Source organism: Escherichia sp. 10290 (assembly GCF_030295155.1).
Taxonomy (GTDB): Bacteria; Pseudomonadota; Gammaproteobacteria; order Enterobacterales; family Enterobacteriaceae; genus Escherichia; species Escherichia coli_F.
The window spans coordinates 5,437,796-5,458,448 of the sequence record NZ_AP025741.1; the positions used below are offsets into that span (position 1 = coordinate 5,437,796).

Sequence of the window (20,653 nt, forward strand, 5' to 3'; positions counted from 1 at the left end):
GGGATGTTTATGACGAGCAAAGAAACCTTTACCCATTACCAGCCGCTGGGCAACAGTGACCCGGCTCATACCGCAACCGCGCCCGGCGGATTGAGTGCGAAAGCGCCTGCAATGACCCCGCTGATGCTGGACACCTCCACCCGTAAACTGGTTGCGTGGGATGGCACCACCGACGGTGCTGCCGTTGGCATTCTTGCGGTTGCTGCTGACCAGACCAGCACCACACTGACGTTCTACAAGTCCGGCACGTTCCGTTATGAGGATGTGCTCTGGCCGGAGGCTGCCAGCGACGAGACGAAAAAACGGACCGCGTTTGCCAGAACGGCAATCAGCATCGTTTAACCTGACCCTTCATCACTAAAGGCCGCCTGTGCGGCTTTTTTACGGGATTTTTTTATGTCGATGTACACAACCGCCCAACTGCTGGCGGCAAATGAGCAGAAATTTAAGTTTGATCCGCTGTTTCTGCGTCTCTTTTTCCGTGAGAGCTATCCCTTCACCACGGAGAAAGTCTATCTCTCACAAATTCCGGGACTGGTAAACATGGCGCTGTACGTTTCGCCGATTGTTTCCGGTGAGGTTATCCGCTCCCGTGGCGGCTCCACCTCTGAATTTACACCGGGATATGTCAAGCCCAAGCATGAGGTGAATCCGCAGATGACCCTGCGTCGCCTGCCGGATGAAGATCCGCAGAATCTGGCGGACCCGGCTTACCGCCGCCGTCGCATCATCATGCAGAACATGCGAGACGAAGAGCTGGCCATTGCTCAGGTCGAAGAGATGCAGGCCGTTTCTGCCGTGCTCAAGGGCAAATACACCATGACCGGTGAAGCCTTCGATCCGGTTGAGGTGGATATGGGCCGCAGTGCGGCGAACAACATCACGCAGTCCGGCGGCACGGAGTGGAGCAAGCGTGACAAGTCCACATATGACCCGACCGACGATATCGAAGCCTACGCGCTGAACGCCAGCGGTGTGGTGAATATCATCGTGTTTGATCCGAAAGGCTGGGCGCAGTTCCGTTCCTTCAAAGCCGTCAGGGAGAAGCTGGATACCCGTCGCGGCTCTCATTCCGAACTGGAGACAGCGGTAAAAGACCTGGGCAAAGCGGTGTCTTATAAGGGAATGTATGGCGATGTGGCCATCGTCGTGTATTCCGGACAGTACGTGGAAAACGGCGTCAAAAAGAACTTCCTGCCGGACAACACGATGGTGCTGGGTAACACTCATGCACGCGGTCTGCGCACCTATGGCTGTATTCAGGATGCGGATGCATTGAGTGAGGGTATTAATGCGTCTCCCCGTTATCCGAAAAACTGGAAGACATCCGGCGATCCGGCGCGAGAGTTCACCATGATTCAGTCAGCACCGCTGATGCTGCTGGCTGATCCTGATGAGTTCGTATCCGTTCAACTGGCGTAATCATGGCCCTTCGGGGCCATTTTCTCTCTGTGGAGGAGTCCATGACGAAAGATGAACTGATTGCCCGTCTCCGGTCGCTGGGTGAGCAACTGAACCGTGATGTCAGCCTGACGGGGACGAAAGAAGAACTGGCGCTCCGTGTGGCAGAGCTGGAAGAGGAGCTTGATGACACGGATGACGCAGCCGGTCAGGACACGTCTGTCAGCCCGGAAAATGCGCTGACCGGGCATGAAAATGAGGTGGTATCAGCGCAGCCGGATACCGTGATTCAGGATACGGCTGCTCTGGTCACGGTTGTGGCACTGGTGACGCTGCATACCGATGCACTTCACGCCACGCGGGATGAACCTGTGGCATTTGTGCTGCCGGGAACGGCGTTTCGTGTCTCTGCCGGTGTGGCAGCCGAAATGACAGAACGTGGCCTGGCCAGAATGCAATAACGGGAGGCACTGTGGCTGATTTCGATAACCTGTTCGATGCTGCCATTGCCCGCGCCGATGAAACGATACGCGGGTACATGGGAACGTCAGCCACCATGACATCCGGTGAGCAGTCCGGTGCTGTGATACGTGGTGTTTTTGATGACCCTGAAAATATCAGCTATGCCGGACAGGGCGTGCGCGTTGAAGGCTCCAGCCCGTCCCTGTTTGTCCGGACTGATGATGTGCGGCAACTGCGGCGTGGAGACACGCTGACCATTAACGGCGAGATGTTCTGGGCGGATCGTGTTTCTCCGGATGACGGGGGCAGCTGTTATATCTGGCTCAACCGTGGGCAACCACCCGCAGTTAACCGGCGACGATAAACGCAGGGTGAAATTATGGCGATAAAAGGGCTTGATCAGGCGATTGATAATCTGAGCCGGGTTCGTAAAAACGCCATTCCTGCTGCTTCAGCAATGGCCATTAACCGTGTGGCCACAACGGCAATAAATCAGTCGGCGTCACAGGTTGCCCGTGAGACAAAGGTACGCCGGAAACTGGTAAAGGAAAGGGCCAGGCTGAAAAGGGCGACGGTCAGAAATCCGAATGCAAAAATTATCGTTAACCGCGGTGATCTTCCTGTGATTAAGCTGGGGATCAGGAGGCTGGGCCGTCGTCCGAACAGCATACTTAAAGCTGGTCAGCATCGGTATCAGCGGGCATTTATCCAGCGATTAAAAAACGGTCGCTGGCATGTCATGCAGCGTGTGGCCGGGAAAAACCGTTACCCCATTGATGTGGTGAAAATCCCGATGGCGGCCCCGCTGAAACAGGCGTTTGATGAGAACGTTGACCGTATCCGGCGTGAACGCCTGCCAGAAGAACTGGCATACGCGCTGAAACAACAACTGAGGATTGCGATAAAACGATGAAACATACTGATATCCGCGGGGCAGTGCTGGATGCACTGGAGCAGCATGAACACGGGGCGACGCTGTTTGATGGTCGCCCCGTTGTTTTTGACGAAGAGGATTTTCCCGCGGTCGCGGTTTATCTGACGGATGCAGAGTATACCGGTGAAGAGCTGGATGCAGATACCTGGCGGGCCACACTGCATATTGAGGTGTTTTTACCGGCACAGGTACCGGATTCAGAGCTTGATCAGTGGATGGAAAGCCGGATTTACCCGGCGATGGCGGCGATCCCTGCACTGGCAGGCATGATTACCACGATGGTTACGCAGGGCTATGACTATCGTCGTGATGACGATATGGCATTGTGGAGTTCTGCAGATCTGACTTATTCCATTACATACGAGATGTGAGGACGATATGGCAACACCAAATCCCCTGGCGCCGGTAAAAGGTGCCGGTACCACACTGTGGGTTTACACCGGCACGGGTGATGCTTATGCAAACCCGTTGTCAGACGATGACTGGCAGCGACTGGCTAAGGTGAAGGATCTGACACCCGGCGAGATGACGGCAGAATCCTACGATGATAACTACCTGGATGATGAAGACGCGGACTGGACCGCGACCGGGCAGGGACAGAAATCTGCGGGTGATACCAGTTTTACGCTGGCCTGGAAACCGGGAGAGGAAGGCCAGAAAGGGCTTATAGGCTGGTTTGAAAGCGGCGATGTCCGGGCCTATAAAATCCGTTTTCCGAATGGCACGGTGGATGTGTTTCGTGGCTGGGTCAGCAGTATCGGTAAGGCCGTGACGGCGAAAGAAGTGATCACCCGAACAGTGAAAGTTACCAACGTGGGCAAACCCTCCGTGGCGGAAGAACGCAGCGAAATTACGCCGGTCACTGCAATTAAGGTGACGCCGACATCCGGTACTGTGGAAAAAGGGAAAGCAACCACCCTGACTGTTTCTTTTGAGCCGGAAAGTGCAACCGACAAGACGTTCAGAGCGGTTTCCGCCGATCCGTCAACGGGAACCATTGCTGTGAAAGATATGGTGATCACTGTGACGGGGGTTAAGGCTGGAAAAGTGAGTATCCCCGTGATTTCCGGTAATGGTCAGTTTGCCACGGTAGCTGAAGTCACCGTTACTGAAGCGGGCGCTGCAGGGTAAACGGAGGTAATACATGTTTCTGAAAACAGAAGAATTTGAATATAACGGTGTGTCCGTCACCCTTTCCGAACTGTCTGCGCTGCAGCGTATAGAGCATCTTGCCCTCCTGAAACGGCGGGCAGAAGAGTCTGAAGCCAGCGGCAACCTGCAGGTGAGCGTGGAAGACCTTGTCAGAACCGGGGCGTTTCTGGTGGCGATGTCCCTGTGGCATAACCATCCGCAGAAAACGGAGTCACCGTCAATGAATGAGGCTGTGATGCAGATTGAGCAGGAAGTCCTGACCACCTGGCCTGCTGATGCCATTGCCCGGGCGGAAGACGTGGTGTTGCGTCTGTCCGGGATGAGTGAGCCTGTTCATGTGGATACGGATATCACCGAAGTGGCGAAAAATAATGCGCTTACTGATGATGATTTTTCTGCGGGAAAGTCTTCGACGGCGAGCTGAATTTTGCCCTCAGACTGGCGCGTGAGATGGGGAGGCCTGACTGGCGCGCCATGCTTGCCGGGATGACATCCACCGAATATGCCGACTGGCGACATTTTTACCGCACGCATTATTTTCACGATACCCAGCTGGATATGCATTTTTCCGGGCTGACGTACACCGTACTCAGCCTGTTTTTTTGCGATCCGGATATGTATCCCTCGGACTTCAGTCTGCTTGCCCCCCGGCGTGAGGAAGAGCAGACGGAGATGGCGGATGAGGAAAAAATGCTGATGCAGAAAGCGGCAGGACTTGCCGGAGGCATCCGGTTTGGTGGGGAAGGAGGGGGCGATATTTCACCTTCTGCGGATGTGGTGGATGTCAGTGAGGATGATGTCGCATTAATGATGGCTTCAGCGGGGATTCCTGGAGGTGTGAGATATGTCCCAGCCGGTTGGTGATCTTGTTATTGACCTGAGTCTGGATGCGGTCCGTTTCGATGAGCAGATAAGCCGGGTAAGGCGTCATTTTTCAGGACTGGATACCGACGCCAGAAAAACCGCCAGTGCTGTTGAACAGGGCCTGAGCCGTCAGGCGCTGGCTGCACAAAAAGCCGGGATTTCCGTCGGGCAGTATAAAGCGGCCATGCGTACCCTGCCTGCACAGTTTACGGATATCGCCACGCAGCTTGCCGGTGGTCAGAATCCCTGGCTTATTCTGCTGCAACAGGGCGGTCAGGTGAAGGACGCCTTCGGCGGGATGCTCCCCATGTTCAGGGGGCTTGCCGGTGCGATCACCCTGCCGATGGTCGGGGTCACCTCGCTGGCGGTGGCGACAGGTGCGCTGGCGTATGCCTGGTACCAGGGGGATTCCACGCTTTCAGCGTTTAATAAAACCCTGGTTCTTTCCGGTAATCAGTCCGGACTGACTGCCGATCGCATGCTGACGCTCTCCAGAGCCGGACAGGCAGCAGGGCTGACGTTTAACCAGGCGAGTGAGTCACTGGCAGCCCTGGTGAATGCCGGTGTGCGTGGTGGTGAACAGTTTGATGCCATCAACCAGAGTGTGGCGCGTTTTGCTTCTGTATCCGGTGTGGAAGTGGACAAGGTTGCAGAGGCTTTTGGAAAGCTGACCACCGACCCGACGTCGGGACTGATGGCTATGGCGCGCCAGTTCCGTAACGTGACGGCAGAGCAGATTGCGTATGTTGCGCAGCTGCAGCGTTCGGGTGATGAGGCAGGGGCCTTACAGGCGGCGAACGATATCGCCACAAAAGGCTTTGATGAGCAGACCCGTCGCCTGAAAGAAAACATGGGGACGCTGGAAACCTGGGCGGATAAAACCGGGAAGGCATTCAAATTGATGTGGGATGCCATCCTGGATATCGGTCGTCCTGAATCCTCAGCGGATATGCTCGCCAGTGCGCAGAAGGCATTTGATGAGGCGGATAAAAAATGGCAGTGGTACCAGAGCCGGAGTCAGCGCCGGGGAAAGACCTCCTCTTTCCGTGCCAACCTTCAGGGTGCATGGGATGACCGTGAAAATGCCCGTCTGGGGCTGGCGGCAGCCACGCTGCAGTCGGATATGGAAAAAGCCGGTGAACTGGTGGCAAGGGACCGGGCTGAGCGTGAGGCGTCACAGCTGAAGTATACCGGAGAGGCGCAGAAGGCGTATGAGCGCCTGCTGACGCCACTGGAGAAATATACTGACCGGCAGGAAGAGCTGAATAATGCCCTGAAAGACGGGAAAATCCTGCAGGCGGATTACAACACGCTGATGGCGGCGGCGAAAAAGGATTATGAATCGACGCTGAAAAAACCGAAGTCGTCAGGTGTCAAAGTGTCAGCCGGGGAGCGTCAGGAAGACCGGGCGCATGCAGCCATGCTGGCGCTTGAAACTGAGCTCAGGACGCTGGAGAAGCATGCCGGTGCGAATGAGAAAATCAGCCAGCAGCGCCGTGATTTATGGAAAGCGGAAAATCAGTATGCGGTCCTGAAAGAGGCCGCCACGAAACGGCAGTTATCCGGGCAGGAAAAATCGCTGCTGGCCCATGAGAAAGAGACGCTGGAGTACAAACGCCAGCTGGCTGACCTGGGCGACAAGGTTGAACACCAGAAACGGCTGAATGAGCTGGCACAGCAGGCGGCGCGGTTTGAACAGCAGCAGAGCGCGAAGCAGGCCGCCATCAGCGCAAAAGCCCGCGGCCTCACCGACCGTCAGGCGCAGCGGGAGTCGGAAGAGCAGCGCCTTCGTGACGTGTACGGTGATAATCCGGATGCGCTGGCGAAGGCCACATCTGCACTGAAGAACACCTGGTCTGCGGAGGAGCAGCTTCGTGGAAGCTGGATGGTCGGGCTGAAATCCGGCTGGGGTGAGTGGGCGGAAAGTGCCATGGACAGTTTTTCGCAGGTTAAAAGCGCGGCCACGCAGACCTTTGATGGTATTGCGCAGAATATGGCGGCGATGCTGACCGGCAGTGAACAGAACTGGCGCAGCTTCACCCGCTCCGTGCTGTCCATGATGACAGAAATTCTGCTTAAGCAGGCAATGGTGGGGATTGTCGGGAGTATCGGTAGTGCCATTGGGTTTGCCGGTGGTGGTTTTACAGGTACTGGCGGCAAATACGAGCCTGCGGGGATTGTTCACCGCGGGGAGTTTGTCTTCACGAAGGAGGCGACCAGCCGGATTGGCGTCGGCAACCTGTACCGCCTGATGCATGGCTATGCGGAAGGTGGTTATGTGGGTGGTGCCGGAAGTCCGGCGCAGATGCGGCGGGTGGAAGGCATTAATTTTAATCAGAACAATCACGTGGTGATTCAGAACGACGGTATCAACGGACAGGCGGGGCCGCAGCTGATGAAAGCGGTGTATGACATGGCCCGTAAGGGGGCGCAGGATGAGCTCCGGCTGCAGTTACGTGATGGCGGTATGTTATCAGGGAGCGGGCGATGAAAACATTTCACTGGAAAGTGAAGCCGGATATGGAGGTGAACTCGCAGTCATCGGTGCGTGAAGTGCGTTTTGGTGACGGGTATTCGCAGCGCATGGCGGCGGGACTGAATGCTGACCTGAAAACATACAGGGTGATGCTTTCCGTGACCCGGGAGGAGGCCCGGCATCTGGAGGCGTTCCTGGCAGAGCACGGTGGCTGGAAGGCGTTTCTGTGGACACCGCCTTATGCATACCGGCAGATAAAGGTGACCTGTGCCGGGTGGTCTGCGCGGGTCGGGATGTTGCGCGTTGAGTTCAGCGCGGAGTTTAAGCAGGTGGTGAACTGATGCAGGATATCCACGAAGAAAGTCTTAACGAGTCGGTTAAATCAGAGCAGTCACCGCGGGTGGTACTCTGGGAAATCGACCTGACGGTGCAGGGCGGTGAGCGGTATTTTTTCTGCAATGAGCTGAATGAAAAAGGGGAGCCGGTGACCTGGCAGGGGCGGGAATATCAGGCATACCCGATTGACGGCAGCGGCTTTGAGATGAACGGGAAGGGCAGCAGTGCCAGACCGTCGCTGACGGTGTCCAATCTGTTTGGCCTTGTCACCGGGATGGCGGAGGACCTGCAGAGTCTGGTGGGGGCAACGGTGGTCCGCCGCCGGGTGTATGCGCGTTTTCTGGATGCGGTGAATTTCGTTGCGGGCAATCCGGAGGCGGACCCGGAGCAGGAGCTGAGCGACCGCTGGGTGGTGGAGCAGATGTCAGAGCTGACGGCCATGACGGCCTCGTTTGTGCTGGCCACTCCGACCGAGACGGACGGGGCGTTGTTTCCCGGTCGCATTATGCTGGCGAATACCTGTATGTGGGATTACCGGGGAGATGAATGCGGGTATAACGGTCCGGCAGTGGCGGATGAGTTCGATAAACCCACCACAGATATCCGTAAGGACAAATGCAGCAAGTGCATGCGCGGGTGTGAGATGCGCGGCATGGTCGCTAATTTTGGCGGTTTCCTTTCCATTAATAAACTTTCGCAGTAAATCCCATTTTATGACACAGACTGAATCAGCGATTCTGGCGCATGCCCGGCGGTGTGCGCCTGCGGAGTCGTGCGGCTTCGTGGTGAGAACGCCGGAGGGAGACAGGTATCTTCCCTGCGTGAATACCTCCGCAGAGCCTGAGGCATATTTTCGTATTGCACCGGAGGACTGGCTGCGGGCAGAGATGCAGGGGGAGATTGTGGCACTGGTCCACAGTCATCCCGGTGGTCTGCCCTGGCTGAGCGAGGCGGACCGGCGGCTGCAGGTGAAAAGTGCCCTGTCCTGGTGGCTGGTCTGCCGGGGGGCGATTCACAAGTTCCGCTGTGTGCCGCACCTGACCGGACGGCGCTTTGAACATGGTGTGACGGACTGTTACACCCTGTTCCGGGATGCATACCATCTGGCAGGGATAACGCTGCCGGATTTTGCGCGCGAGGATGAGTGGTGGCGCAACGGCCAGAACCTGTACCTGGACAATATGGAGGCCACGGGCTTTTACCGGGTGCCCCTGCCCTCTGCACAGCCGGGCGATATCCTGCTGTGCTGCTTTGGCGCATCGGTGGCCAATCACGCCGCCATTTACTGCGGTAACGGTGAACTGCTTCACCATATACCTGAACAACTGAGTAAACGGGAGAGGTATTCTGAAAAATGGCAACGACGAACGCATTCTGTCTGGCATCACCGCCACTGGTCCGCATCTGCCTTCACGGGGATTTACAACGATTTGGCCGCCGCCTCAGCCTGTATGTGAACACGGCAGCGGAAGCCATCCGGGCGCTGTCTCTGCAGCTGCCGGGATTCCGCCGTCAGATGACCGAAGGCTGGTACCGGGTACGTATTGCCGGTGAGGATACTGCGCCGGACCAGATATCGACCCGACTGCATGAGCCACTGAGCCCGGGGGATGTCATTCATCTGGTACCCCGGACTGAAGGAGCCAAAAGTGGGGGTGTGTTTCAGGCGGTTCTTGGCGTTGCGCTGGCTGCGGCAGCTATCTGGATGCCGGGTATCGGTATTGCAGCCAGCAATATTATGTTTGCCATGGGGACTGCAATGGCGCTGGGTGGGGTGGCACAGATGCTGGCCCCGAAGGCAAAAACACCGGATTACCGGACAACGGATAACGGCAGACAGAACACCTACTTTTCCTCGCTGGACAATATGATTGCTCAGGGTAATCCGGTGCCGGTGCCATACGGTGAAATGCTGGTTGGTTCCCGACGGATATCCCAGGACATCAGTACCCGTGATGAAGGTGGTGACGGGAAAGTGGTGGTTATCGGCAGAGGATAAAAAAAATCTCCCGTAATACTCACGAATATTACGGGAGAAATGAATAGTCACCTTGATTAGTTAAGTTTTGACCAATTGCCTTTATCAGGCTGAAGAACTGTAAAAATGTGGAGTTATTCCTGCAACCGTCAGTTTCCGGAAATGTGAATAAACTCAGAATTTTTATTCAGTCATTATGATACAGGCATCCCCGGGGGGCCTGTTCTTTTGTGCGTAACAGTTATCACAGTAAAGGGTGAGGCAATGGGAAAAGGTGGCGGCAAGGCGCACACGCCAGTTGAGGCAAAGGACAATCTTAAGTCCACGCAGATGATGAGCGTGATTGATGCGATTGGAGAGGGACCGATAGAAGGCCCGGTGAAGGGACTGCAGAGTATCCTGGTGAATAAAACCCCGCTGACGGACACGGACGGCAATCCCGTGATACACGGTGTGACCGCCGTCTGGCGCGCCGGGGAGCAGGAGCAGACCCCGCCGGAAGGTTTTGAGTCCTCCGGGGCTGAAACTGCGCTGGGTGTGGAAGTGACGAAGGCAAAGCCGGTGACGCGTACCATCACGTCCGCGAACATTGACCGCCTGCGGGTCACCTTCGGGGTACAGTCACTGGTGGAGACCACCTCCAGGGGCGACCGTAATCCGGCTTCTGTTCGTCTGCTGATTCAGCTGCAGCGTAACGGTAGCTGGGTGACGGAAAAGGATGTCACCATTAACGGTAAGACCACCTCGCAGTACCTGACGTCGGTGATTCTGAATAATCTGCCTGAGCGCCCCTTTAACATCCGGATGGTCAGGGAGACGGCTGACAGCACCACGGACCAGCTGCAGAACAGAACGCTGTGGTCGTCATACACCGAAATCATCGATGTGGAACAGTGCTACCCGAACACGGCCATTGTGGGCCTGCAGGTGGATGCGGAGCAGTTTGGCGGTCAGCAGATAACTGTGAACTACCATATCCGCGGTCGCATCATTCAGGTGCCGTCAAACTATGACCCGGAAAAACGTACTTACAGCGGTATCTGGGACGGGTGTATGAAACCGGCCTGGAGCAACAACCCGGCCTGGTGCCTGTGGGACATGCTGACCCACCCGCGCTACGGGATGGGGAAACGTCTGGGGGCCGCAGACGTGGACAAATGGGCTCTGTATGCCATTGCGCAGTACTGCGACCAGCCGGTGCCGGATGGCTTCGGGGGGACCGAACCGCGGATGACGTTTAATGCGTACCTGTCACAACAGCGTAAGGCGTGGGATGTGCTCAGTGATTTCTGCTCGGCGATGCGCTGTATGCCGGTATGGAACGGGCAGACGCTGACGTTCGTGCAGGACCGCCCGTCGGATGTGGTGTGGCCCTACACCAACAGCGATGTGGTGGTGGATGATAACGGTGTGGGCTTCCGCTACAGCTTCAGCGCCCTGAAGGACCGGCACACGGCGGTGGAGGTGAATTACACCGACCCGCAGAACGGTTGGCAGACCTCCACTGAACTGGTGGAAGACCCGGAAGCCATACTGCGCTACGGACGTAATCTGCTGAAGATGGATGCGTTCGGCTGTACCAGTCGCGGTCAGGCTCACCGTGCCGGACTGTGGGTGATAAAGACCGAACTGCTGGAAACGCAGACGGTGGATTTCACGCTCGGATCACAGGGGCTGCGCCACACGCCCGGTGACATCATTGAAGTCTGTGATAACGACTACGCCGGGACCCTGACCGGCGGGCGCATTCTGAACATCGATGCCGCCAGTCTCACCCTGACGCTGGACCGGGAGGTGACGCTTCCGGAGACCGGTACCGCCACGGTGAACCTGATTAATGGCAGCGGTAAGCCGGTGAGTGTGGACATCACGGCACAGCCTGCTCCTGACCGGATACAGGTCAGCGCCCTGCCTGATGGCGTGGCGACATACGGGGTATGGGGGCTGAAAATTCCCGGCCTTCGACGTCGCCTGTTCCGCTGTGTGGCCATCCGGGAAAACACGGACGGCACCTTTGCCATCACGGCGGTGCAGCACGTACCGGAAAAAGAAGCCATTGTGGATAACGGGGCCACCTTTGAGCCGCTGTCCGGCTCCCTGAACAGCGTCACTCCTCCGGCAGTGCAGCACCTCACGGTGGAGGTGAGCGCGGATGATGGCCAGTATCTGGCGCAGGCGAAATGGGACACGCCGCGGGTGGTGAAGGGTGTGCGCTTCAGTCTGCGCCTGAACCGTGGAAGCGGTGAAGACAGCCGTCTGGTGACCAACGCCATCACTGCAGACACGGCGCACCGTTTCAGTGGTCTGCCACTGGGGGAATACACCCTGACGGTGCGGGCGATAAACAGTTATGGCCAGCAGGGGGAACCCGCCACCACCTCATTCCGGATTAACGCCCCGGCAGCGCCGTCACAGATTGAACTGATACCGGGGTATTTTCAGATAACGGCAGTCCCGCGTCTTGCGGTGTATGACCCGACGGTGCAGTTTGAGTTCTGGTTCTCGGAAAATCAGATTACGGATATCCGGCAGGTTGAAACCACAGCCCGCTATCTTGGTACGGCGATGTACTGGACAGCTGCCAGTATTAATATCAGGCCGGGCCATGATTATTACTTTTATATCCGCAGTGTGAACATCGTCGGTAAATCAGCGTTTGTGGAAGCTGTTGGCCAGCCGGTTAATGATGCTGAGGTGTATCTCAATTTTTTTGAAGGGAAAATAAACAGCACCCTGCTGGGGCAGGAGCTGAACGATCGTATTAATGCCTCGGCATTGCGCAGTGAAGTTGAGCAACTGGAGGATGAGATCAATCAGCAGATAGAGAGTGATATTGCTGAAGTGACCCAAAAAATCGGGGAGACAGAAAACAGCCTCACACAGCTGGTTGCGAAAAAAAATGATGAGCTGTCACTGGGTATATCACAGGTGAGCCAGAGAGTGGATAACGTCAGCAGCGAACTCACGCAGACGGTCAGTCAGAGTAATGAGGAGAATGCACGCCAGATAGCGCAGGTTCGCCAGTATGTGGATCAAAAAAGCAGTGAAATCATGACGACAACGGACCAGAAGCTGGGAGATCAGGAGGCCACCATCCAGCAGATACAAAAGGTTCAGACGGACACCAGTAATAACCTGAACAGTATGTGGGCCGTGAAACTGCAGCAGATGCAGGATGGTCGCCTTTATATTGCGGGTATCGGTGCCGGTATTGAGAACACCCCCGACGGCATGCAGAGTCAGGTGCTGCTGGCGGCAGACAGGATTGCGATGATTAATCCTGCAAATGGCAACACAAAACCGATGTTTGTTGGTCAGGGTGATCAGATATTCATGAATGAAGTGTTCCTGAAATATCTGACGGCTCCCACCATTACCAGCGGCGGTAATCCTCCTGCATTTTCCCTGACACCGGACGGAAAGCTGACCGCTAAAAATGCCGATATCAGCGGTAACGTGAATGCGAACTCCGGGACGCTCAACAACGTCACGATAAATGAGAACTGTCAGATTAAGGGGAAACTGTCAGCCAACCAGATTGAAGGCGATATTGTCAAAACGGTCAGCAAGTCTTTCCCCCGCACGAGCACTTATGCCAGCGGCACTATCACGGTAAGAATCAGTGATGATCAGAAGTTTGACCGGCAGGTCATGATACCTCCAGTGTTATTCCGCGGTGGTAAGCATGAGAATTTCAACAGTAATAACCAACAGTCATACTGGTATTCAACCTGCCGGTTAAGAGTGACCCGCAATGGTCAGGAGATTTTTAATCAGTCCACGACGGATGCTCAGGGCGTATTTTCCTCAGTTATAGATATGCCTGCCGGACAGGGGACGCTGACACTGACATTCACCGTATCTTCATCAGGAGCGAATAACTGGACACCAACAACCAGTATCAGCGATCTGCTGGTTGTGGTGATGAAGAAATCCACAGCAGGTATCAGTATCAGCTGAATTTTATAACCCATAACGGGCGTCAGAAATGACGCCTTTTTTATTGCAGAAAAGCGAGAGGTAATTATGCGTAAACTTTATGCCGCCATTTTGTCCGCAGCCATTTGTCTGGCCTTATCCGGTGCGCCTGCATGGGCGTCTGAACATCAGTCCACGCTGAGCGCGGGGTATCTTCATGTCTCGACGAACGTTCCCGGCAGCGATGATCTGAACGGGATTAACGTGAAATACCGTTATGAGTTTACGGACACACTGGGTATGGTGACGTCATTCAGCTATGCAGGAGACAAGAATCGCCAGCTGACCCGTTACAGCGATACCCGCTGGCATGAAGATTCCGTTCGTAACCGCTGGTTCAGCGTAATGGCGGGGCCGTCTGTGCGCGTGAATGAATGGTTCAGCGCGTATGCGATGGCGGGTGTGGCTTACAGCCGTGTGTCGACTTTCTCCGGGGATTATCTCCGCGTAACTGACAATAAGGGGAAAACGCACGATGTGCTGACCGGAAGTGATGACGGTCGCCACAGCAACACGTCTCTGGCGTGGGGAGCTGGCGTGCAGTTTAACCCGACCGAATCCGTGGCTATTGATATTGCTTATGAAGGCTCCGGCAGTGGCGACTGGCGCACTGACGGTTTCATCGTGGGTGTCGGTTATAAGTTCTGATTAGCCAGGTAACACAGTGTTATGACAGCCCGCCGGGTTCAGGCGGGCTTTTTTGTGGGGTGAATATGGCAGTAAAGATTTCAGGTGTCCTGAAGGACGGAGCGGGTGAGCCTGTCGTAAACTGTGCGATTGAATTGCGAGCCAGAAGAACCAGTCCGACAGTTGTGGTTAATATTGTGGCAACCTGTCTTACGGGAAGTGATGGCGGGTATACTATTAATGCTGAGCCGGGATTTTATGATGTATTTTTGTCCCGCTCAGGGCATCCTCCTGTAAAGGCGGGGGAAATTTATGTTGCACCGACAGATGAGCCGGATACGCTGAATGCTTTTCTGGATGCACCAAAGGAGGGTGATTTACGCCCTGAGGTAATGAAGCGTTTTGAGGAAATGGTAAATACCGTTGTTCGCTTGTCTGAGCAGGTGGTCAGTGACAGGGAGAGAGCAGAAACAGCTGCTGATGATGCAATCAATGCAGCAACATCTGCGGCGGTTAGTAAGGATGAGGCAGAAGAGCTAAAAAATCAGACACAGCAGAGCGCCGAAGCTGCAGCCGGAAACGCACAGCAGACGGCACAGGATGTGACGACAACCGCAACGGCCCGTGATGATGCGGAACGTTTTGCGGGTGAGGCAGAAAACAGCGCACAGTCATCAGGCACAGCGCGGGACGAATCAGTCGATGCCGCCGAACGCGCCCGCCTTTATCATAATGCCGCATCATCAGCAGCGACCAGTTCAGAACTGTCGGCAAATGCGGCGCTGGGGCACAAAAACAGTGCCGCCGAATACGCCCGACAGGCTAAAGCCAGCCAGGATGCAGGTGCAGACAATGCGCAGGAAGCGAAACAGTACAGGGATGAGACGCAGCAGATAGTTGATGACCTGAATGCAACAAATGCCTCCACGACAGAAAAAGGTCTGGTGCAACTCTGTAGTGATACGGACAACGACAGCGAGGAACTGGCTGCCACGCCAAAGGCTGTCAAAGACGTCATGGACGAGGCGAAAACAAAAGCGCCACTGGACAGTCCGGCCTTCACCGGCACCCCAACCACCCCAACCCCACCGGATGATGCCGCCGGTCTGGAAGCAGCGAACGCGGCGTTTGTGCGCAAACTGCTTGCTGCGCTGGTTGGCTCATCGCCGGAAGTTCTGGACACCCTGAACGAGCTGGCAGCGGCGCTGGGCAATGACCCGAACTTTGCGACGACAATCACAAACGCGCTGGCAGGCAAACAACCGCTTAATGACGTCTTAACGGCAATCAGCGCACTGACGCAACGGGCAGATAATCTTCTGTACTTCAATACAGACGGGAATGCCTCACTGTCTCTGCTGTCAGAGAAGGGCCGCGCATTACTGGCGCATGACACGGCTGAAGCCATGCGCACGGAGCTTGAGCTGAACGCGGCTGCGACGATGGAACCCCAGAGTGATATCCGTGACCGCACACCGGGCAGGCTGGCCCTGTCCGGGATGTATGGGTTTGGACAGGCATTCACCAGCACTGACGCTCTGGCGTTTGAGGGGCTGTCTGATTTCGTTGAGTGGTTGAAGAAAGTCACGCCGGGGCGGTATGCGGTCAGTATTACAGACTCCTCGCAACTGCTTACCGGTACCACGCAATTTAACGGCATTATTGATGTGATGTGGTCACCGTACGCCAACAGTGAATCCGACACAGTCCGCAAATTTAAAACCCTGATGTGCTACAACCAGTATTATCAGGGTGAACACTGTATTCACTATATGCAGTACCGGTACAACGACAGCGATAACAGCTGGAACATGTCATCGCGGGTAGTTGTATACGACGGAGATTCACTGGCGTACCTGCTGTCCAGGATGGCGGGCTCAGGCTCATATTATAAATACCCGGCCGTTGGTGTGCCGATTATGGCGGCATATCAGGGGGAGAGTTTTGGTGCAGATGCGTCTCTGGGGCTCGGTGATATTGTGCCGGGTTCCCGTCTTGGCCCTCTGGCTATGAGTGCACGGGTTAGCGATACAGGGACATACGCATCCTCACCGCAGGTTGTGATTGGCGGTGCTGGTGAATACAACTTCCCCGGTCGTTACACGGCGCTTTCGGGGACCCGCATTAGTCACGATACAACGCGTGGCTATATCGGTCTTTTTGTACGCATTGAGTAATAAGGAAATAAGACATGAAAATCAGAGCGGTGAAAGGCATCAGAAACGCGCATTATCTTGAAAATGGTGCGGTTGACTGCGAGGTGTTATTTGAAGGTGAAACGGAGTTCGTCCTGTATACCGCCATACAGGATGATATGGCCCCGACAGGCCAGCATGTCTGGCAGGAGCTGCAAAGCGGGAAATGGGGCGAAATCGCCCCGTTCACCGTCACGCCGGAACTTATTGCAGCGGCAAAGGATGCCAAAAGGCGGGAAATTGAGGCATGGCGCGACAGTCAGGAAAACGTTGAGTTTATTTTCACGTTTGATGGCCGTCGTTTTGATGGCGGAAAAACCTCGCAGTCACGCCTTGCGCCCGTGGTTGCAACAGCGCAGGCCGGGCTGCTTCCGGATGGTTTTTTCTGGACTGATGCGGATAATAACAACGTCATACTGACCAGGGAGAAACTTATTGCGCTGAACGATGCCATGATGGTGGCCATGGTGGCGGAGGGCTTTAAAATCCACGAACGCCAGCGCGAGATGAAGGAACAACTGAATAATCTGGATGATTTGCGTTCAATCAGAGCGTTTGACGTGACGTAATTGGTAGGTTGCGTTATGTTGAATTGTTACTCTTAGTTACAAATAGAAAAGCCTCTGACTTCACAATCAGAGGCTTTTTTGAAATGCACGTGCATTTTGCGTGTATATTTTTGTCTTTTTTAAGTCCGCTTACTGTCTGGTCAGTGTCCGTAAGTGGCTGTTTTTATTGCCGCTGTCCGGTTGCAGTCCTATCAAAAGTGGTGGAGCTGGCGGGAGTTGAAACCGCAGGCACGTCGTATGCAAGAACGTGCTGCGGCTGGCTGGTGAACTTCCGATAGTGCGAGTATTGAATTATTTCCAGCCGTTACCGATTTTACGTGTCTATTAGTGAACAAACCACTCGTCAGCAGACTCCCAAGTATCTTTCAGAGTCTCCTGAACAAATGTTTTTGCAGAATCCTTATCTGCGGTGCGTGTAACAGAAAGCCCGTCATTGCTGGTGGCTTTTACGATTACTTCTACATCGTCATAACGCTTACTGATGCGCCGAGTTAATTCTTCCTTTAACGCATCAACAGCACCGCTTGGCATTTTAGTCATTTTCTCTTTGGCTATGCAGATCTCAATACGCATAAAAATCCCTCTATACTGTATTTGTATACAGCACTATTTTTTACTGTATGAATAAACAGTGTCAATAGAGTAAAGATTGCTGCATGTACAAATGTTCTTTGGCTACAAATACACCTACTGATCATGTTCTGCTATGCTCTGATACCTCCAAAATGTACAATCAGCGGCATGAATTTTTCTTTGTACATATGATTGTACATAATCAAAGAGACAACAATTATGACAAGCCTTTTGGCCGCAGAGGTAGCGAAAAGAAGAACCTTTGCAATTATTTCTCACCCGGACGCCGGTAAAACGACCATCACCGAGAAGGTGCTGCTGTTCGGACAGGCCATTCAGACTGCCGGTACAGTAAAAGGCCGTGGTTCCAACCAGCACGCTAAGTCGGACTGGATGGAGATGGAAAAGCAGCGTGGGATCTCCATTACCACGTCTGTGATGCAGTTTCCGTATCACGACTGCCTGGTTAACCTGCTCGACACCCCCGGGCACGAAGACTTCTCGGAAGATACCTATCGTACCCTGACGGCGGTGGACTGCTGCCTGATGGTTATCGACGCCGCAAAAGGTGTTGAAGATCGTACCCGTAAGCTGATGGAAGTTACCCGTCTGCGCGATACGCCGATCCTCACCTTTATGAACAAACTTGACCGTGATATCCGCGATCCGATGGAGCTGCTCGATGAAGTTGAGAACGAGCTGAAAATCGGCTGTGCGCCGATCACCTGGCCGATTGGCTGCGGCAAGCTGTTTAAAGGCGTTTACCACCTTTATAAAGACGAAACCTATCTCTATCAGAGCGGTAAAGGTCACACCATTCAGGAAGTCCGTATTGTTAAAGGGCTGAATAACCCGGATCTCGATGCTGCGGTTGGTGAAGATCTGGCACAGCAGCTGCGTGACGAACTGGAACTGGTGAAAGGCGCGTCTAACGAGTTCGACAAAGAATTGTTCCTTGCGGGCGAAATTACTCCAGTGTTCTTTGGTACTGCGCTGGGTAACTTCGGCGTCGATCATATGCTGGATGGCCTGGTAGAGTGGGCACCTGCGCCGATGCCGCGTCAGACTGATACCCGTATCGTAGAGGCGAGCGAAGATAAATTTACCGGCTTCGTATTTAAAATTCAGGCCAACATGGACCCGAAACACCGCGACCGCGTGGCGTTTATGCGTGTGGTATCTGGTAAATATGAAAAAGGTATGAAGCTGCGCCAGGTGCGCACCGCGAAAGATGTGGTGATCTCCGACGCGCTGACCTTTATGGCGGGCGACCGTTCGCATGTTGAAGAAGCGTATCCGGGCGACATCCTTGGTCTGCACAACCACGGCACTATTCAGATCGGCGACACCTTTACCCAGGGTGAGATGATGAAGTTCACCGGTATCCCGAACTTTGCGCCGGAACTGTTCCGTCGTATCCGCCTGAAAGATCCGCTGAAGCAAAAACAGCTGCTCAAAGGGCTGGTACAGCTTTCCGAAGAGGGCGCGGTGCAGGTGTTCCGTCCGATCTCCAACAACGACCTGATCGTTGGTGCGGTTGGTGTGCTGCAGTTTGATGTGGTGGTAGCGCGCCTGAAGAGCGAATACAACGTTGAAGCAGTGTATGAGTCAGTCAACGTTGCCACTGCACGCTGGGTAGAATGTGCGGACGCGAAGAAATTCGAAGAGTTCAAGCGTAAGAACGAAAGCCAACTGGCGCTTGATGGCGGCGATAACCTCGCTTACATCGCTACCAGCATGGTCAACCTGCGCCTGGCACAGGAACGTTATCCGGACGTTCAGTTCCACCAGACTCGCGAGCATTAATTCTTGCCTCCAGGGCGCGGTAGCCGCTGCGCCCTGTCAATTTCCCTTCCTTATTAGCCGCTTACGGAATGTTCTTAAAACATTCACTTTTGCTTATGTTTTCGCTGATATCCCGAGCGGTTTCAAAATTGTGATCTATATTTAACAAAGTAATGACATTTCTGACGGCGTTAAATACCGTTCAATGCGTAGATATCAGTATCTAAAGCCGTCGATTGTCATTCTACCGATATTAATAACTGATTCAGAGGCTGTAATGGTCGTTATTCATCACCCATCGATTTTGTGATGGAGACCGTTGACTTCTGTAGAGGGTGAAGTCTCTCCCTATTCAGCAATGCAACCTCGTGTTGCCAGGCTCAAATTACGAGCAAACATACAGGAATAAATCGATGACTATGACAAGACTGAAGATTTCGAAAACTCTGCTGGCTGTAATGTTGACCTCTGCCGTCGCGACCGGCTCTGCCTACGCAGAAAACAACGCGCAGACAACCAATGAAAGCGCAGGGCAAAAAGTCGATAGCTCTATGAATAAAGTCGGTAATTTCATGGATGACAGCGCTATCACCGCGAAAGTGAAGGCGGCCCTGGTGGATCATGACAACATCAAGAGCACCGATATCTCTGTCAAAACCGATCAAAAAGTCGTGACCCTGAGCGGTTTCGTTGAAAGCCAGGCCCAGGCCGAAGAGGCAGTGAAAGTGGCGAAAGGCGTTGAAGGCGTGACCTCTGTCAGCGACAAACTGCACGTTCGCGACGCTAAAGAAGGCTCTGTGAAGGGCTACGCGGGTGACACCGCCACCACCAGTGAAATCAAAGCTAAGCTGCTGGCGGACGATATCGTCCCTTCACGTAAAGTGAAAGTTGAAACCACCGATGGCGTGGTTCAGCTCTCCGGTACCGTAGATTCTCAGGCACAAAGTGACCGTGCTGAAAGTATCGCCAAAGCGGTAGATGGTGTGAAAAGCGTTAAAAATGATCTGAAAACTAAGTAATTCGTCGTAATTCGTCCTCCCGAACTTTGTCGGGAGGCGCGATGTGCACCACACTAAAAATATCGCATTGAGTGATTTTCACGCTCATATCAAGCGGTGACATTAACTATGGTAAAGGAGACGCTTATATGTTTCGTTGGGGCATCATATTTCTGGTTATCGCGTTAATCGCCGCCGCACTTGGGTTTGGTGGTCTGGCCGGTACTGCTGCAGGCGCAGCTAAAATTGTCTTTGTCGTCGGGATTATTCTGTTCCTGGTGAGTTTGTTCATGGGCCGAAAACGACCCTAGATTTCAGACCATTA

At 54.3% G+C, this 20,653-nt stretch carries 22 protein-coding genes; 21 read left to right on the top strand and 1 reads right to left on the bottom strand.

The window, feature by feature from the left end:
- The first annotated feature begins 9 nt into the window (after positions 1–9).
- From QUE74_RS27050 to QUE74_RS27135, 18 genes are all read left to right on the top strand, one after another.
- Complete coding sequence (locus tag QUE74_RS27050) at positions 10–342, top strand: head decoration protein (RefSeq protein WP_001355467.1); 333 nt, start codon at positions 10–12, stop codon at positions 340–342.
- Between the two features lie 54 nt (positions 343–396).
- The gene (locus QUE74_RS27055) at positions 397–1,422 is read left to right on the top strand and encodes a major capsid protein (RefSeq protein WP_000063270.1); all 1,026 of its coding nucleotides are present in this window, start codon (positions 397–399) and stop codon (positions 1,420–1,422) included.
- Positions 1,423–1,463: 41 nt separating this feature from the next.
- Complete coding sequence (locus tag QUE74_RS27060) at positions 1,464–1,862, top strand: DNA-packaging protein FI (RefSeq protein WP_000158892.1); 399 nt, start codon at positions 1,464–1,466, stop codon at positions 1,860–1,862.
- A gap of 11 nt (positions 1,863–1,873) precedes the next feature.
- Positions 1,874–2,227, top strand: coding sequence for a head-tail joining protein (locus tag QUE74_RS27065; protein WP_000753002.1), 354 nt, complete (start codon positions 1,874–1,876; stop codon positions 2,225–2,227).
- A gap of 15 nt (positions 2,228–2,242) precedes the next feature.
- Entirely contained in the window at positions 2,243–2,776 is a 534-nt protein-coding gene (locus QUE74_RS27070; protein WP_000974976.1) for a phage tail protein, read from the top strand.
- Complete coding sequence (locus QUE74_RS27075; protein ID WP_000683095.1) at positions 2,773–3,168, top strand: phage minor tail U family protein; 396 nt, start codon at positions 2,773–2,775, stop codon at positions 3,166–3,168. Before QUE74_RS27070 ends, QUE74_RS27075 begins: the two co-directional genes overlap by 4 nt.
- A gap of 7 nt (positions 3,169–3,175) precedes the next feature.
- Positions 3,176–3,928: a phage tail protein gene (locus QUE74_RS27080; RefSeq protein ID WP_000235024.1), complete on the top strand. Its 753-nt coding sequence runs from the start codon at positions 3,176–3,178 to the stop codon at positions 3,926–3,928.
- 13 nt (positions 3,929–3,941) lie between these two features.
- Positions 3,942–4,373, top strand: a complete 432-nt coding sequence (gene gpG, locus QUE74_RS27085; protein WP_000479033.1) for a phage tail assembly chaperone G — start codon at positions 3,942–3,944, stop codon at positions 4,371–4,373.
- 26 nt (positions 4,374–4,399) lie between these two features.
- Complete coding sequence (locus QUE74_RS27090) at positions 4,400–4,813, top strand: phage tail assembly protein T (protein ID WP_000533421.1); 414 nt, start codon at positions 4,400–4,402, stop codon at positions 4,811–4,813.
- Complete coding sequence (locus tag QUE74_RS27095) at positions 4,794–7,304, top strand: phage tail tape measure protein (RefSeq protein ID WP_286331882.1); 2,511 nt, start codon at positions 4,794–4,796, stop codon at positions 7,302–7,304. The genes QUE74_RS27090 and QUE74_RS27095 overlap by 20 nt, the downstream gene beginning before the upstream one ends.
- Positions 7,301–7,630 carry a phage tail protein gene (locus QUE74_RS27100; RefSeq protein WP_000846686.1) on the top strand — a complete coding sequence of 110 codons (330 nt, stop codon included), beginning with the start codon at positions 7,301–7,303 and terminating at the stop codon, positions 7,628–7,630. The genes QUE74_RS27095 and QUE74_RS27100 overlap by 4 nt, the downstream gene beginning before the upstream one ends.
- Entirely contained in the window at positions 7,630–8,328 is a 699-nt protein-coding gene (locus QUE74_RS27105; RefSeq protein WP_001355231.1) for a phage minor tail protein L, read from the top strand. The genes QUE74_RS27100 and QUE74_RS27105 overlap by 1 nt, the downstream gene beginning before the upstream one ends.
- A 10-nt stretch (positions 8,329–8,338) precedes the next feature.
- Entirely contained in the window at positions 8,339–9,082 is a 744-nt protein-coding gene (locus tag QUE74_RS27110; protein WP_000194734.1) for a C40 family peptidase, read from the top strand.
- The gene (locus QUE74_RS27115; protein WP_000246334.1) at positions 8,980–9,624 is read left to right on the top strand and encodes a tail assembly protein; all 645 of its coding nucleotides are present in this window, start codon (positions 8,980–8,982) and stop codon (positions 9,622–9,624) included. The genes QUE74_RS27110 and QUE74_RS27115 overlap by 103 nt, the downstream gene beginning before the upstream one ends.
- 243 nt (positions 9,625–9,867) lie before the next feature.
- Complete coding sequence (gene gpJ / locus QUE74_RS27120) at positions 9,868–13,563, top strand: phage attachment tail tip protein J (RefSeq protein WP_286331883.1); 3,696 nt, start codon at positions 9,868–9,870, stop codon at positions 13,561–13,563.
- 66 nt (positions 13,564–13,629) lie between these two features.
- Positions 13,630–14,229: an Ail/Lom family outer membrane beta-barrel protein gene (locus QUE74_RS27125; RefSeq protein ID WP_001230293.1), complete on the top strand. Its 600-nt coding sequence runs from the start codon at positions 13,630–13,632 to the stop codon at positions 14,227–14,229.
- A 65-nt stretch (positions 14,230–14,294) separates the two neighbouring features.
- Positions 14,295–16,385, top strand: a complete 2,091-nt coding sequence (locus QUE74_RS27130) for a prophage tail fiber N-terminal domain-containing protein (protein ID WP_286331884.1) — start codon at positions 14,295–14,297, stop codon at positions 16,383–16,385.
- A gap of 14 nt (positions 16,386–16,399) precedes the next feature.
- Positions 16,400–16,972, top strand: a complete 573-nt coding sequence (locus QUE74_RS27135) for a DUF4376 domain-containing protein (protein ID WP_000701866.1) — start codon at positions 16,400–16,402, stop codon at positions 16,970–16,972.
- Between the two features lie 324 nt (positions 16,973–17,296).
- Here the strand turns inward: QUE74_RS27135 and QUE74_RS27140 are convergent, their stop codons facing one another.
- Entirely contained in the window at positions 17,297–17,545 is a 249-nt protein-coding gene (locus QUE74_RS27140; RefSeq protein ID WP_001217550.1) for a DinI-like family protein, read from the bottom strand.
- Between the two features lie 219 nt (positions 17,546–17,764).
- Between QUE74_RS27140 and prfC the strand changes: the two genes are divergently transcribed.
- From prfC to QUE74_RS27155, 3 genes are all read left to right on the top strand, one after another.
- Complete coding sequence (gene prfC, locus QUE74_RS27145; protein ID WP_000202561.1) at positions 17,765–19,351, top strand: peptide chain release factor 3; 1,587 nt, start codon at positions 17,765–17,767, stop codon at positions 19,349–19,351.
- Between the two features lie 392 nt (positions 19,352–19,743).
- Positions 19,744–20,349 carry a molecular chaperone OsmY gene (osmY, locus tag QUE74_RS27150; RefSeq protein ID WP_001295410.1) on the top strand — a complete coding sequence of 202 codons (606 nt, stop codon included), beginning with the start codon at positions 19,744–19,746 and terminating at the stop codon, positions 20,347–20,349.
- Positions 20,350–20,477: 128 nt separating this feature from the next.
- Positions 20,478–20,639 (top strand): DUF1328 domain-containing protein, encoded by a 162-nt coding sequence (locus tag QUE74_RS27155; protein ID WP_000490275.1) that lies wholly within the window; start codon positions 20,478–20,480, stop codon positions 20,637–20,639.
- The last annotated feature ends 14 nt before the right edge of the window (positions 20,640–20,653 follow it).

What these genes read in the sequence shown, in the direction of transcription:
- QUE74_RS27050 (WP_001355467.1), top strand. Translation starts at nt 10, where the DNA reads ATGACGAGCAAAGAAACCTTTACCCATTACCAGCCGCTGGGCAACAGT.
- QUE74_RS27055 (WP_000063270.1), top strand. Translation starts at nt 397, where the DNA reads ATGTCGATGTACACAACCGCCCAACTGCTGGCGGCAAATGAGCAGAAA.
- QUE74_RS27060 (WP_000158892.1), top strand. Translation starts at nt 1,464, where the DNA reads ATGACGAAAGATGAACTGATTGCCCGTCTCCGGTCGCTGGGTGAGCAA.
- QUE74_RS27070 (WP_000974976.1), top strand. Translation starts at nt 2,243, where the DNA reads ATGGCGATAAAAGGGCTTGATCAGGCGATTGATAATCTGAGCCGGGTT.
- QUE74_RS27075 (WP_000683095.1), top strand. Translation starts at nt 2,773, where the DNA reads ATGAAACATACTGATATCCGCGGGGCAGTGCTGGATGCACTGGAGCAG.
- QUE74_RS27080 (WP_000235024.1), top strand. Translation starts at nt 3,176, where the DNA reads ATGGCAACACCAAATCCCCTGGCGCCGGTAAAAGGTGCCGGTACCACA.
- gpG (WP_000479033.1), top strand. Translation starts at nt 3,942, where the DNA reads ATGTTTCTGAAAACAGAAGAATTTGAATATAACGGTGTGTCCGTCACC.
- QUE74_RS27090 (WP_000533421.1), top strand. Translation starts at nt 4,400, where the DNA reads ATGGGGAGGCCTGACTGGCGCGCCATGCTTGCCGGGATGACATCCACC.
- QUE74_RS27095 (WP_286331882.1), top strand. Translation starts at nt 4,794, where the DNA reads ATGTCCCAGCCGGTTGGTGATCTTGTTATTGACCTGAGTCTGGATGCG.
- QUE74_RS27100 (WP_000846686.1), top strand. Translation starts at nt 7,301, where the DNA reads ATGAAAACATTTCACTGGAAAGTGAAGCCGGATATGGAGGTGAACTCG.
- QUE74_RS27105 (WP_001355231.1), top strand. Translation starts at nt 7,630, where the DNA reads ATGCAGGATATCCACGAAGAAAGTCTTAACGAGTCGGTTAAATCAGAG.
- QUE74_RS27110 (WP_000194734.1), top strand. Translation starts at nt 8,339, where the DNA reads ATGACACAGACTGAATCAGCGATTCTGGCGCATGCCCGGCGGTGTGCG.
- QUE74_RS27115 (WP_000246334.1), top strand. Translation starts at nt 8,980, where the DNA reads ATGGCAACGACGAACGCATTCTGTCTGGCATCACCGCCACTGGTCCGC.
- gpJ (WP_286331883.1), top strand. Translation starts at nt 9,868, where the DNA reads ATGGGAAAAGGTGGCGGCAAGGCGCACACGCCAGTTGAGGCAAAGGAC.
- QUE74_RS27125 (WP_001230293.1), top strand. Translation starts at nt 13,630, where the DNA reads ATGCGTAAACTTTATGCCGCCATTTTGTCCGCAGCCATTTGTCTGGCC.
- QUE74_RS27130 (WP_286331884.1), top strand. Translation starts at nt 14,295, where the DNA reads ATGGCAGTAAAGATTTCAGGTGTCCTGAAGGACGGAGCGGGTGAGCCT.
- QUE74_RS27135 (WP_000701866.1), top strand. Translation starts at nt 16,400, where the DNA reads ATGAAAATCAGAGCGGTGAAAGGCATCAGAAACGCGCATTATCTTGAA.
- QUE74_RS27140 (WP_001217550.1), bottom strand. Translation starts at nt 17,545, where the DNA reads ATGCGTATTGAGATCTGCATAGCCAAAGAGAAAATGACTAAAATGCCA.
- prfC (WP_000202561.1), top strand. Translation starts at nt 17,765, where the DNA reads ATGACAAGCCTTTTGGCCGCAGAGGTAGCGAAAAGAAGAACCTTTGCA.
- osmY (WP_001295410.1), top strand. Translation starts at nt 19,744, where the DNA reads ATGACTATGACAAGACTGAAGATTTCGAAAACTCTGCTGGCTGTAATG.
- QUE74_RS27155 (WP_000490275.1), top strand. Translation starts at nt 20,478, where the DNA reads ATGTTTCGTTGGGGCATCATATTTCTGGTTATCGCGTTAATCGCCGCC.